The organism is Novosphingobium sp. FG90, from assembly GCF_057808725.1.
In genome coordinates, this window is sequence record NZ_JBMDIO010000025.1 from 1 (window position 1) to 12,732 (window position 12,732).

At 62.5% G+C, this 12,732-nt stretch carries 10 protein-coding genes; 3 read left to right on the plus strand and 7 right to left on the minus strand.

All coding sequences use genetic code 11. The features are described 5' to 3' along the window. Positions 1-446: beta-galactosidase (locus ACODRZ_RS18870; RefSeq protein ID WP_488971447.1), on the minus strand; the 446-nt coding region annotated here is incomplete at its 3' end. Next, a complete protein-coding gene (locus tag ACODRZ_RS18875) occupies positions 443-2,653 on the minus strand; it encodes a WD40/YVTN/BNR-like repeat-containing protein (protein WP_488971448.1) in 2,211 nt (736 codons plus the stop codon). The genes ACODRZ_RS18870 and ACODRZ_RS18875, both read right to left, overlap by 4 nt. Positions 2,654-2,907: 254 nt before the next feature. On the opposite strand from ACODRZ_RS18875, the gene ACODRZ_RS18880 reads away from it, so the two are divergent. After that, the gene (locus ACODRZ_RS18880; protein ID WP_488971449.1) at positions 2,908-3,897 is read left to right on the plus strand and encodes an alpha/beta hydrolase; all 990 of its coding nucleotides are present in this window, start codon (positions 2,908-2,910) and stop codon (positions 3,895-3,897) included. Between the two features lie 89 nt (positions 3,898-3,986). Here ACODRZ_RS18880 and ACODRZ_RS18885 read toward each other — a convergent pair whose 3' ends face one another. The 4 genes from ACODRZ_RS18885 to ACODRZ_RS18900 all read right to left on the minus strand — a co-directional run bounded on the left by ACODRZ_RS18885 (position 3,987) and on the right by ACODRZ_RS18900 (position 9,738). Beyond that, positions 3,987-6,902: a TonB-dependent receptor gene (locus ACODRZ_RS18885; RefSeq protein WP_488971450.1), complete on the minus strand. Its 2,916-nt coding sequence runs from the start codon at positions 6,900-6,902 to the stop codon at positions 3,987-3,989. A 442-nt stretch (positions 6,903-7,344) separates the two neighbouring features. After that, complete coding sequence (locus ACODRZ_RS18890; RefSeq protein WP_488971451.1) at positions 7,345-8,346, minus strand: SMP-30/gluconolactonase/LRE family protein; 1,002 nt, start codon at positions 8,344-8,346, stop codon at positions 7,345-7,347. After that, a complete protein-coding gene (locus ACODRZ_RS18895; RefSeq protein WP_488971452.1) occupies positions 8,343-9,446 on the minus strand; it encodes a Gfo/Idh/MocA family protein in 1,104 nt (367 codons plus the stop codon). The genes ACODRZ_RS18890 and ACODRZ_RS18895 overlap by 4 nt, the downstream gene beginning before the upstream one ends. Positions 9,447-9,489: 43 nt before the next feature. Next, positions 9,490-9,738, minus strand: a complete 249-nt coding sequence (locus ACODRZ_RS18900; protein WP_488971453.1) for a helix-turn-helix domain-containing protein — start codon at positions 9,736-9,738, stop codon at positions 9,490-9,492. A gap of 314 nt (positions 9,739-10,052) precedes the next feature. Here ACODRZ_RS18900 and ACODRZ_RS18905 point away from each other — a divergent pair, with 314 nt between their 5' ends. Together ACODRZ_RS18905 and ACODRZ_RS18910 are read left to right on the plus strand one after the other, a co-directional pair. Next, positions 10,053-11,399 carry a GntP family permease gene (locus ACODRZ_RS18905; protein ID WP_488971454.1) on the plus strand — a complete coding sequence of 449 codons (1,347 nt, stop codon included), beginning with the start codon at positions 10,053-10,055 and terminating at the stop codon, positions 11,397-11,399. Positions 11,400-11,442: 43 nt separating this feature from the next. After that, the gene (locus ACODRZ_RS18910; protein WP_488971455.1) at positions 11,443-12,120 is read left to right on the plus strand and encodes a FadR/GntR family transcriptional regulator; all 678 of its coding nucleotides are present in this window, start codon (positions 11,443-11,445) and stop codon (positions 12,118-12,120) included. Positions 12,121-12,124: 4 nt separating this feature from the next. Here the strand turns inward: ACODRZ_RS18910 and ACODRZ_RS18915 are convergent, their stop codons facing one another. Then, complete coding sequence (locus tag ACODRZ_RS18915; protein WP_488971512.1) at positions 12,125-12,610, minus strand: gluconokinase; 486 nt, start codon at positions 12,608-12,610, stop codon at positions 12,125-12,127. Positions 12,611-12,732: the final 122 nt, after the last annotated feature.

Here is a 12,732-nt window from a genome sequence, read left to right on the forward strand (position 1 = left end):
TGACGATGGCCCACGGCCACAGCCGAAATTACACCACCTTGACGGACGCGACCCGTATAGGCAGGGCTGGTATTCTTCCAGGTGCCGAACCAGAGCAACACCACGCGCTTGTCGTGGGCTCTCGCCTGGTCGAGCAGTTCCTGCAGGAACGTGAAATCGTACCGCCCTTCTTCGGGTTCCACCTGCTCCCAGGCGATAGGCACTTCAACGGTATTGGCCTGCATCGCATCGAGCACCGGCCACGCTGCCTTGAGCGGCTGCGCATAGTTGCTGGAATTGTTGACCTGCCCTGCCAGCATCACGAACGGCGCGCCGTCGACGATCAGGGCATGGCGCCCATCGCGCGTTTCGATCCGGGGGAGCGGCGCCGCCGGCTCGGCAACCGCGGGAGCTGCCAGTGCGAGAGCGAGCGTAAATGCTGCGATTGCCGTCGTTTTCTTCATCATTCCCCCTTGGCCGGATCGCCGGCAAGCAAGCCGCGTCCGTCCGTTGCCACATAGACGCGACCGAACAGGCGCGGATCGCCCGAAACCATGCGGATGCGCATGCCCCATTGATGTCGGTCGTCGTTAATTCTTGTCCACTGCGCGCCGCCGTCGATGGATCGCCAGATCGCACGCAACCCGCCGACCGAGCCGAGCGCATAAAGCGCCGGATCGGCCTTGCCCGGCGCCCCCTTGCCGAGACCGAAGCGTTCGACGCGAATGTCCCTTCCGGCGCGCTGCCAGCTTTCGCCGAAGTCGACCGAATGCCAAAGCCCGCCGTCGAGGTTGAGCCACAAGGCCCCCGACCGCCCCGCCTGCGCCAGTATCGGCGCAGGGGCCTCGCGGTTCGCGGAGCGCAGTGGGATCAGATCGGCCGGAAGTCCCCTGCCCTCGACTGCTCGGAAGGTCGCGCCGCCGTCGTCGCTGCGCACGATATGCCCCTTGTCGAAATCGACTGCGTAGAAGCGCCGCGCGTCATCCTTGTCGGAGGTCACCCGCACCCGCCGAGGCAGGCCCACGACCGGCTGCCACGTCGCACCCCGATCGCGCGACAGCAGCGGCACATCGGTCTCGACAAGGAATGTTGCCCCGTCGGCCGACACCGTGATGGCCGCATCGCCCGTCGCTTCAGGGCAAGGCGTGCCATCCGCGTGCGGTTGGCACGCCGGCACATGCAGGCCCGTCCAAGACCCGCCTCCGTCCGCCGACCATGCGAGCGAGGTATCTGGAACCACCGGCGCATGGGTATTGCCGCTGCGCACCATGATCTGCGGCGCACGGCCCGCGTAATCGAGCGTATTGGTATTCGTGAGGAATGGCTGAAGATGGATGCGCGGCGGGGAGACGGTCAAGTCGTCGTGCCGGAAGCCACCGATGTCTCCGAACCCGGACACGAGGTGCGCCCCGTCGGTCGGACTTGTGAACGTGATGACGGCAGTCTGCTCGATCCCCCGCGTCCAGGGATTCCAGCGCATCTCGCCAGGCTTGTCGAGATCGTGCGTGTCGTAGACGGTGGCGCCGGTGACATAGGCGGCGTGCCCCGGATCGAACGGATCTATGGCCAGCCCCGCGATCCAGTGGCCGAAGTTCGCCTTCCCGTCGAAATCGAGGAACGGCGTTTCCGACACATCACGGGTAGAGCGGCGCCAAAGCTCTTCCCAGTGTGCGCCTCCATCATGGCTGAGCCAGACGGTATCGACGGGCCGAGCACGATCCACGGTGCTGACCGCGATCGTCTTGGGATCCATTGCGGAAACAGACACCCCCATGTAGCCGCCTGTCGGCGCATCACCTGCCTTGAGGGGGGTCACATCGGTCCAGCCTCCGCTTGCCATGTCGAGCCGCCAGACCGCGCCTCGGCCGATGCCGTTAGGCCCGATCCCGTCATTCATCGTGACGGTAAGCATTCCGTCGCGGCCGGGCACTGCCTTGGCTGCCAGAAGGTCGGCGGCAGGCCCGCCGGTATTCGCCGCCCAGGTCGCGCCGCCGTCTTCCGATCGGTACATACGAGCCCCGAGTGGGTCCGCATTGCCTACGAAGATCCGCCCTTTGACAACCGGATCGAAGACCACGAACGACAGGCCCCCATGCGTCTGGCGCCGCGTCGTCGGCAGCCCCAGACCCTTGAGCGGGAAAGCCGCGACCTGCCGCCAGTGCCGCCCTGCATCCTCGCTCGCCCAAAGGCCCTGATGACGAGAGCCGAAGAACAACCGACGATTGTCGAACGGATCCACCGCCAGTCGCTCGCCCAGCCCCCGGCCGTCCTCGTTGCCCCCCATCGCAAAGGGCACCGGCGTCACCTGCCAATGCCCGCCGCGATCGGTGGATCGGAAAATAGCAGCCGGCAGGCGCGCAGCCATTCCGACCGCGAGGTACACCGTGCCCGCGTCGACAGGATCGGCCGCGATGCTCTCCACCCCCATGTAGCTACCCTCGGCGACGCCGTCCTGCAGGGGAATCCACGTTTGCCTGTCTGAATCCCAGCGATAGGCACCGCCCATGTCGCTGCGCAGATAGGCAAGGCCTGCCTCAACCGGGCTGAACACGATGCCCGGCGCAAAACCGCCGCCGCCAACGCGAACGTTGCGCCAGTCATAAGCCTGGACACCGCGTTTCTCCTGCGCCGAAGCAGTCCCACTGCAAATCGCCGTCGTCGCGAGCGCGATCATGAACGCACGCCCAACCCCCGGAATGCCCACGGCCCTATCCTCTTGCCATCGCACCGTCCGGCATGATGGCCTGTCTGACGACACCCTCACCGGATCGAGCCTAACGATAACGCTAACAATATCTCAGGGGAATACCTTGAAGCAGATAATCATGTGATTTATCGCAAATAGCGGAGTTCGAGAAAAGCCGACACGATAGCGCAATCATCGAGCATCGGTGGCCTCGTCCCGATCGCTCTGGAGAGAACGACGAGATGAACGACACAACCACATCCCGGCGAGCCCTGCTGGGGGGGATGACCATGCTGGCCGCCGCAAATTCCATCCCTGTGGCAAGGGCCGGATCGCGCAGGATTACGTATGCCGGTCCGTCCGTCGCGTTGTGGCCCGGCGACGCTCCGGGCGCGCCCGCGACATTACCGACGCCCGCGGTCGAGCAACGTTCTTCCAATCCTGACTTCGACGACCGCTGGGTTACCGGCGTGGGCAAGCCAACAATCGAAGTCCGGCGCCCCGCCTATCAGGACGGCTCTGCCGCGCTTATCATTCCCGGCGGCGGCTACGGTTTTCTCTCCGTCGACAACGAAGGAGAAGAACAGGCCCGTTGGCTCAGCGAACGCGGCGTCACCTGCTTCATCCTCTACTATCGCCTGCCGGGCGAAGGCTGGAAAGGTCGGTCCAAGGTTCCGCTCCAGGATGTGCAGCGTGCTATCCGGGTGGTGCGGTCGCGCGCCGCAGAGTTCGGCATCGACCCCAGGCGGCTTGCCGTGCTCGGCTTTTCAGCGGGCGGCCACCTCGCCGGCAGCATCGCCACCCGCTTCGATGAGCATGCGTATCGCCCGGTCGATGCGGCAGACCAGATTTCCGCCCGCCCCGATCTGGTTGGCATGATCTACCCGGTAGTGACGCTGGCCCAGCCGTTCGTCCATGCCGGCTCGCGCGATGCGTTGCTCGGTCCCGGCTCCAACGCGACGGAGCGTAACGCCGCATCGGTCGAAAACCGCGTGACGGAAGAGACGCCGCCCGTCTTCCTGACCCATGCCAGCGATGACGGACTGGTCCCCATCGCAAATAGCGTGGCAATGTATGGCGCAATGCTGGCGAAGAACCGGCCGACCGAATTCCACGGGTTCGACAAGGGCGGCCATGGATTCGGCGCACGCCTTGGGGCCGATGTGCCGGCACACACCTGGCCAGACTTGTTTCACACCTATGGCCGCAGGCAAGGCATCTTCGCTGGGTGAACCGCAAAAAAGCCGCCATCGAAATTACGATGCCGGCTTTTTCGTCTCCGGATGAAGCGGATCCGGATCGACCCGCTTCATCCGCTAGGTCAGAAGGTGACGTTCAGACCCATGCGGTAGCGACGATCGCTCTGGAACCAGCTGCGTCCGTAGAGACCACCCGGATACCCCCCCATGAGAGTCTTCTGAGTAGCGTTCAGGATATTGGTGGCCTGAAGCTGGACACTCACGTTCTCGTTGGCTCGAATGGTGAGCCCCGCATCGAGAGTGCCGTAATTATCACCATAGATAGGCAGGTTGGTGGCTCGGGGGTCACAGACGGCAGGCGTCGATTCACCATTGCAGGTGCCAGGGGTCAGATAATAGTTATAGCTCTGGTTGGTGCCATTGGCATTGGTCGACTGAAGGTACTTGGAGCGCCAGCTATACGCGATCCGAAGCGAGAACGGATTGTGTTCGTACAGGAACGCCAGATTGACGTTGTGCTTCGACAATCCCTGTAGCGGCACGTCATTATGCGCAACGCCGTCGATGTCGTAATACAGGTCTCCCGGGTTCTTGCTGTCAAGGAACGTATAGTTCGCTTCGAGACCGATGCCGGAGAGCCAGCCCGGCAGCTTGTCGAGGAACAGGCGGCCGCCAACTTCGAAGCCCTTCACCGTGGCCGCCTTGTCAGCCGTCCGCGCGTCGTTTGTCGTGGCCAGCGCCTGCTCGCTCGTCCCGTCCGCAAACTGGACCGTGAACGTGCGCTGGAACGAACTGTAGACTACAGAGTCGGTGATGCGCTTGTAGAAACCGGCGATATGCAGGCTCGTTCCGGCGCTTGGATACCATTCCGCCGAAAGGTCGAAGTTATTCGACATGGTGGGCTTCAAGGTCGGATCGCCGGTGCTGGTGGTGTAATTCGCGAACTCCGGCGGATTGCCTTGGCCCGTGGTCTGAACGCTCAGGTTGCCCGATGCACGCAGCGCGTTGAACGACTGATTGTCCATCGTGATATTGTAGGCTGCACGGATCTTGACCGGATCGATGGGAGAGTATGTCACGTTCACGGCAGGCAGGACGCGGGTAAATTCTGCCCCGCCGCTGCGCACTTGTGCCGCATCGGTCATGGTGAAAACCACACCGTTACGAACGAACTGCGCCGTATTCTGCTGGAAGTAGCCCGAGCTGGCGTTTTTCACGTTGACCACGCGCGCACCGATATTGCCGGTAAGCGTAGACTGATCCCACTCAGTGCCGAAGTTGAGCATGGCATAGCCGGCCAGCGTCTTGGTGCTGTAATCAGTCCGATCGTTCGGAAGTACGAAACCTTCAGGACGCCCTGCTTCGCCGCCATAGATGTCGTGGATCTCGTCCACGCCTACGGTCCTGGCGAAATCGGCGTCCGGGAAGTACTGGCTGGCCGGTAGCGAAATGCCGCCATGGAAAAAGTTCTTGAACGTATAGAGCTGGTAATCGCCCGGCCTCCCTTCCGAGAACGGGATGATCGGATAACCATTCCACACCTGTCCAAGCGCGGCCCAGGCATAACTGTTGTTGAAGTCGCGCTCGGTCCGCTTGGACCAGCGGCCTCCGACCTTGATCGACTTGAGCAAGCCGTCGCCAAGTGCGTAAGTGAGATCCATCTGCGCGGAATCAAGCTTGCCGCGATTATCCTCATCATGCGGCATGGCTGCCTGCCAGCTGTAGTTGGCAGGATCGAGAAGCGAGGGCACGAAGTTCGGATCGACGCTGATCGAAGGCAGCTTTCCACTGAGATCCAGGCCGAAGCTGGTCGGAAAGTCGACTGTCCGGAACAGGTTCATGCGATGCTGCTTGGACGACGAGGTGATGTGCTGGTACGCCGCATCCACGGTAAGCGGGCCGCCACCGGGGTTCCACTTGACCGAGCCGGAAATATCCTGCGTTTTGGTCCGGCTGTTCCACGCACCAGTGGTGCCGCCCGTGGTGATCGGAGCACCGCTTGCCCCGAAAGTCGAATTGTCACGCTGGAACACGGCAGGTGAAGAAATCAAACCGCCGAAGTCGTCGAACGTGCTCTGGCTGGGATCGACAGCCAGGTTCTGCGAGGTGACGAAAGAGCCGTATTCGTCGGAGCTGCTGCGATAGCGCGACTGGAAAAATACGCCGGTAAAGGTCAGGTCGTTACTGGGCGCCCACTGCACGGCACCGTAGATACCATCACGCTTGCGCTGGAAGTTCTCCTGGCCGTAAGCATACCCCCCGGGAATAAAGTAGTCGTCTCCATCGATACGGGTACGGAACATGGGCTCCATGCGAACAAACTGGGATACCGACGTAAGCTGGCTGTAGGCACCATCCAGGACGAAGCCGATATCACCGATACCGGTGTGCCATTTGCCTGCAACGAGGCCAGAAAGCGAGTAATCGGTCTTGTTTGCCAGATCTCCGAAGCTCAGATCGCCGCTGCCCGCGAAATGAAGGCCTTCGCTGAAGTCGAACGGCAATTTGGTGCGCAGATCCACCGACCCGCCTGTTCCGCCCTCGATCTGATCGGCGGATGACGACTTGTAGACATCAACCGCCTGCATCAGTTCGGGCGTAACGTCGCCCCAGAGAAGCGAACGTCCCGCGTTGGCACTGAATATCTCACGTCCATTCAGACGCGAAGCGACGCCCGACAAGCCACGAATCTGGATACCGGAGCCTTCGACCGAATAATGATCGGGGTCGTTGATCGCGGCAAAGCGGACGATGGTGACGCCAGGAACTCGCTGAAGGACTTCGGTAATGGAGTTATCGGGCAACTTGCCCGCATCATCCGCGACGACGGAGTCCACGATCGTGATCGCGTTCTTCTTGCGGTTCTCGGCGGATTCGAGCGCCGCTCGACGCCCCGTGACGATGATTGCCTCGGCTTCTTCGCCGCCCTGCGCGACGCTGTCACCCTGGGCTTGCGCAAATGCCTGTGGCGCGCCCGCCATGGTCATGACGGCCACGCAGATCGTGCTCGCACGGGTATAAAAATTCGATTTACGCATGTTCCCCTCCTGAAAGTTTATGGGAGGGCCTACTCCCCACCCCGCATCAACCATGTCGTTGTCACGACTATTTGTCAGACAAACGACTAGGACGCAGTTTTGCTGTCGTCAAACATTTTATGAGAGCGATAACATTTTTTGCGGCACGGCAGAAAATGTGGACTTCTGCAGGTTTCGGGTGCCTGACAACGGGCGTCCCGTGTCATCTTTTTGATCGAAAGATTCTGCCGTCAGAAATGTTTGCCGCATCGCATTTTGCCAACGCTGGCAACTAAGGTTTCACGCGGATGCGGAATGAGAAGCGTGAGCGCACTCTACCTCGAACATTCCATTCTGACAGCGCCATGGGCAGCCATGCCTGGCAGAGCCGGGGCGGCATTTGAGCCCATTCCGAGCGTTCGCGATTCCGCAAGTGCGAAGAACCGATTTACAATCCGCTTCGTCAGAAACGATGCAAATTGATCACAGTCAGTACGTCGAAAGAGGTCATGAAAAGCCGACCCGGAGCCAGTGCGCAGTTGGCCACCGGCTTGCCGGTCCCAATGATTCCCAACAGCCTTCCGTCCGCACTGCATACATGAACGCCCCCCGGACCGGTCGCGAAGACGTGGCCTGATGCGCTGACCTTGATGCCATCAGGCAAGCCGGGAAGGCCTTGCTCGTACTGCGGGCGCATTTCGCGGAAAACCCGTTTCGCAACAACCATCCCAGTATCATCGAGTTGATAGCAAAGGACTTCAGGCCGCCGCTCGTCGGAAAGTGCAAGATAAAGCGTGCGGCCATCCGGGCTGAGCGCGACTCCGTTTGGTCGACGGTGAGTACGATCGAGCAGCGCGACCTTGCCATCTGGCGTCAGTCTGTAAAGGCCGCACCATTCAAGTTCGCGTAAGGCTGATTCGTCGCCACCGGCGAGGCCGTAAGTGGGATCGCTGAAGTAGATCGCGCCGGATGGAGCAAGGCACAAGTCATTCGGACTGTTGAAACGCCTGCCTTCGAACCGATCGGCGAGTGTTACCCTCGTTCTTGTAGCAAGATCGACACGGACGATCGATCTCGATCCACTGTTCGCTGCTAGCAAGCCCCCCTTTCCATCCAGCGCAAGACCGTTGAGGCCCGGTTCGGCGATATTCGCCGGTACGGGAGCCGGGTGGCCGGACGGCGAAAGGAAGACCGAGATATCCCGCCCTTCCTGCCAGCGATAGACGATATTGTTGCCGGGGTCGCCAAAGAGAAGGCAATCGAGGTCCGGCACCCAGACCGGTCCTTCGGCCCAGCGATATCCCTTGCCCAACTCGGTCGGCATCGCATCTACCGGGACGATCCGATCGAGCCCGGGATCCAGCCGACGGACACCCGCGAAAGCAGGTTCCACAGCAGGCGCCGGTACGGCATCGAGCAACGGCAGTGTCGCGAGTCCGGCAAGCACGGTGCGCCGGCGCATCATGCAGAAAGGCTCACCTGGCATCGCTCTGCAACCGAGCGGTATATGGCCTCGATCACCCGCAAGTCCGCAAGGCCTTCTTCACCGCCGACGATCGGGTTCGTGCCCTCCAGGATGCACTGGGCCAAATGATCGAGTTGGCCTGCGAACTGGTTCCTGCCCTGGACCGGAAGCACACGTTGCTCGATCTTGTCGGCATTACGGATCCTCATCGCTTGCCCGACATAAGAAGTGGCAGGCTCCAGTTCGATCCAGCCCCGCGTGCCGATCACGCGATAGCTGTTGTGCGCCGAACTATAGCTGGAGATACAGTTGGCGACCGTGCCAGAAGGAAAGCGCAGCGCGAACGTCACCCTGTCTTCGACAGTCAGAAAACGGGGGTCCGAACGATCGGTGGATTCCACCGCGCTGACCGCCACCGGTTCCTCTCCCGTCAGGTAACGCGCGGCATTGAGGCTGTAGATGCCAATATCCATCATCGAACCACCGCCAGAGAGCGGCTTGTCGAGCCGCCACTGCTTAGGCTGGATCGGAAAGCCGTGTTCGGCGGTGATGAGGCGAGTCGCCCCGACATGTCCGCCGCGGGCCAGTTCTATTGCATGTCGATTGTACGGCTCGAATCGGGAACGGTAGCCGATCATCAGCTTCTTGCCCGCCTTGCGGCAGGCAGCGATCATCGCTTCGCATTCAGCCGTCGAAACTGCCATCGGCTTTTCGCACATGACATGCTTGCCAGCTTGCGCAGCCCGAATCGTGTACTCCGCGTGAAGGCTGTTGGGCAGCACGATGTAGACTGCATCGATATCCGGATTGTCGCGGATGCGATCGAAGTCGGCATAGCTGTAGCGATGGGTCCTGGGGATGCCGTATTCGGCCCCATACTGTTCCAACTTGGCAGGCGTGCCACTCACCAGCGCGACCAGGCGAGATCGCTCGCACCCGGAGAAATTGGGCATGATTTGCCGGGTCGCGTAGTAGCCGAGCCCGACCACCGCGTAGCCGATCTTGCGTGGTGCGCCCATGGCCCTGCCCGCACCCGTTCCCGCAAGCACGAGACCGGCGCCAAGTCCGCCCAGAACGTCGCGTCGAGTTCCTGCCGACATCACCTTCTCCCCGGTTCGGACCGACAATTCGGCCGAGCGTAGCTCAGAACGCCGCCGCGCCTTCAAGACGTCCTGCCGCGATCGCCGCCTGGGTCCGGTTCCGCACGTTGAGCTTGCGCATCAGAGCGGTCATATGGACCTTTACCGTGGCTTCCGCCATGCCAAGTTCGTAGGCGATCTGCTTGTTCAACAGGCCCGAATGGACACATCGCAGCACCTTGAGCTGCGTGGGCGTGAGATGGGGCGCCTCAGGCGCGTCCCGAACGACACAAGAATCCGCAACAAGGTGCATCTCTCTCTCCCTAGAAATGGCCCGGCTTGATGGCAGCAGCAGGGATATCGACCGCCGCTGCCGGATATCATTGAAGGCGATGATAAGGGAATCAGTCTGACAGGTTCAAGCGTAAAATCGCCGATACTTCGAAATTATCTAGTACATCGCTCAATTGAAGCTATAACCTGTCCAACAGATTTTCGGAAAAGCGCGCCGCAACGGCAGTCCGAATCGTCGACGAGGGAGAGGGAACGGATGACATCGTCATTACGTCGTATGCGGTTGCCCGAGGGCCAGCCCACACAGCATCTGGCAGGATGGAGTGCCCGTCCATGACGCCGGAGGACTATCGGCTCATCCTGTCCGCCGTCGCCGGTATCGCACTTTCGATCCTGCTGATCGTGCGCGGCCGCCTGCACCCGTTCATCGGCCTTTTGTGCGGCGCATTCACCGTGGGTCTACTTGCCGGCATTCCCCTCGACAAGACGGCGGAGGCCGTGGAGAAGGGCGCAGGGACAATTCTTGGCGGCACCGGCCTGGTGGTCGCACTCGGCCTTGGCCTCGGGGCGATGTTGCAGCTCTCGGACGGCGCAGGCGGTCTGGCACGGGCGGCATTGCGCGTCTCGGGCGTTCGCGGGGCACCATGGGCAAGCCTGTTCACCGCGCTCCTGATCGGCCTGCCGCTATTCTTCGAGACCGGACTGGTTCTGCTACTGCCAATCGTGGCTTCGGCGGCCGCTGCATTGCCAAGTGGGCAGAACGACGACACTGCCAAGCTTCGGCTGATGTTGCCGGCGCTGGCCGGCCTGTCGGTGGTGCACGCGCTGGTGCCGCCTCACCCCGGCCCTCTGCTGGCGGTCGATGCACTTGGCGCGAACCTTGGCCTGACACTCTTCTACGGCCTCATCGTCGGCATTCCGACGGCGATCATCGCCGGACCGGTGCTGGCCCGCTTTACCGCGCCGGGCGTAACATTGAGCCCGCCGCCGCTGCCGCCATCGACCGTGGACGTTGCCGCACCTCCGGTCGGTCGTGCCCTGACGGCCGTCCTGCTGCCGGTCGTACTGATCGCGGCCGGGCAGGCTCTGGCGCTTATGCCCCCTGCTCTCGCGACATCGATGGCGTGGCTGGGCTGGGTAAGCGATCCGGTCGTGGCGCTGCTCATCGCCAACCTGGTCGCGCTGCCGCTGCTGTTCGGGCACCGGTTGAGCGACCGCGCCATCCACGGCGCGATCTGGACCGAGGCCATGGCCCCTGCCGGCGGCATCCTGCTCGCCATCGGTGCGGGTGGCGCGCTGAAACAGGTGCTGGTGACGGCGGGGCTGTCGGACCTGCTTGTGCGCCTTGCGGGAGACGGGGCCATCTCTCCCCTGTTGCTGGCATGGGGCGTGTCTGTGTGCATCCGACTGGCGACGGGATCCGCAACCGTGGCGACAATCACCACCGCCGGCGTGATGCAGGGCCTGGTCGCGACCTCCGGCGTCGAGCCTGAGTGGATGGTGCTCGCGATCGGTGCGGGCTCGCTGTTCTTCTCACACGTCAACGATCCCGGCTTCTGGCTGGTGAAAAGCTACCTCGGCACTGATATGCCGGGGACTTTCCGCACATGGTCGATCATGGAAACTGTGGTCGCGGTGGTTGGTCTGCTGCTGGTGCTTGCCGCGAGCAGCATCTTCTAACAAAGGTGCAAACCATGATTCTTGCAGGCAGACAGGGGCTCCGATGAACCAGGAGCGGCTTTCGGACCATGCCTATGCGGGTATCGTCGAGATCATCAACTCGCGCGATCTGGAGGTCGGTGCGCGGCTGCCTTCCGAATCCCGGCTGGCCGAGATCTTCGGAGTTTCCCGCGCCATCGTTCGCGAGGCTCTGGTGCGCCTCGCGTCCGACGGCATCACCGAAGCGCGACGCGGCGCGGGCTCCTTCGTCAAGAGCCGTCCGTCCGAACGCCTCGCCGCCTTCGTGCCCGCGGCCGAACTGCCCTCGACGCTGGGCAGCTACGAAGTCCGCTTCGTGCTGGAGGCGGAGGCCGCACGACTGGCGGCAACGCGCCGCACCAGTCAGGAGATGGCGCATGTGGAGGAAGGGATGGACCTTCTGCGCCAGGCGCTCCTGTCAAATGCACCTGCCCACGCGGAAGACATGGAACTGCACCGCCGCATCGCAGCGGCGACCGGCAATCCGGCGTTCCTGATTGCGTTCGATGCCCTTTGGGCAGACGTCGAGAAGATCATGCGCGCTGGCGTCGACATCTCCCGTTCCCGCCCGCCCGAAGTCATTGCCACCATGCTGCGCGAACACGAGGTCATCGTCGGCGCCATCCGCGCACAGGACCCCGACGGAGCGGCGCTGGCTATGCGCTGGCATTTATGGGAAGGCCGACGACGCCTGATGCCCTGAACGGTCAGACGCTGCGCAGCCAGTCGAGGACCATGTCCCGCAAGGTTTCAGGCGATGCCTCCAGGGCCAGCGTCATCGTCGCCTGCTCCCGCTCGGGCGGCTCGAGCGTGGCGAGTTGGCTGTCAAGCAAGCTTGCAGGCATATAATGGCCCGGACGCTCCCCGAGACGCGCCAGCAGGCGCTCGCGGCTCTGCGCGAGGAAAACGAAGCGCACGGGCGCATCGATCGCAGCGCGCAGGCGATCGCGATAGGCAAGGCGCAGCGCCGAGCAGGCGACTACGACGACCCGATGATCCTGCAGGCCCTTTTCCGCCGCCACGCCAAGCCGGTCAAGCCAGGGCCAGCGATCTTCATCGGTTAGGGCCTCGCCGCCGCGCATCTTCTCGACCGCCTCCGCCGAATGGAAGCTGTCACCCTCAAGGAACCGCCCGCCCAGCGCGTCAGCCAGCAGGGCGCCAAGCGTCGATTTTCCGCAGCCACTCACACCCATCACGACGATGACGCAGGGAGAGATGGAAACATGACGGGGCGTGGCAGGCAAGACGGCGTCCTTCGTGACCCATGGGGGCGGAATGCCCTGCCTATACGGGCACGCCCAAAGGCTTGGGAACT

Excerpts from the sequence above, each read along its gene's own strand:
- ACODRZ_RS18875 (WP_488971448.1), bottom strand. The coding sequence starts at position 2,653 with ATGATCGCGCTCGCGACGACGGCGATTTGCAGTGGGACTGCTTCGGCG.
- ACODRZ_RS18880 (WP_488971449.1), top strand. The coding sequence starts at position 2,908 with ATGAACGACACAACCACATCCCGGCGAGCCCTGCTGGGGGGGATGACC.
- ACODRZ_RS18885 (WP_488971450.1), bottom strand. The coding sequence starts at position 6,902 with ATGCGTAAATCGAATTTTTATACCCGTGCGAGCACGATCTGCGTGGCC.
- ACODRZ_RS18890 (WP_488971451.1), bottom strand. The coding sequence starts at position 8,346 with ATGATGCGCCGGCGCACCGTGCTTGCCGGACTCGCGACACTGCCGTTG.
- ACODRZ_RS18895 (WP_488971452.1), bottom strand. The coding sequence starts at position 9,446 with ATGTCGGCAGGAACTCGACGCGACGTTCTGGGCGGACTTGGCGCCGGT.
- ACODRZ_RS18900 (WP_488971453.1), bottom strand. The coding sequence starts at position 9,738 with ATGCACCTTGTTGCGGATTCTTGTGTCGTTCGGGACGCGCCTGAGGCG.
- ACODRZ_RS18905 (WP_488971454.1), top strand. The coding sequence starts at position 10,053 with ATGACGCCGGAGGACTATCGGCTCATCCTGTCCGCCGTCGCCGGTATC.
- ACODRZ_RS18910 (WP_488971455.1), top strand. The coding sequence starts at position 11,443 with ATGAACCAGGAGCGGCTTTCGGACCATGCCTATGCGGGTATCGTCGAG.
- ACODRZ_RS18915 (WP_488971512.1), bottom strand. The coding sequence starts at position 12,610 with ATGGGTGTGAGTGGCTGCGGAAAATCGACGCTTGGCGCCCTGCTGGCT.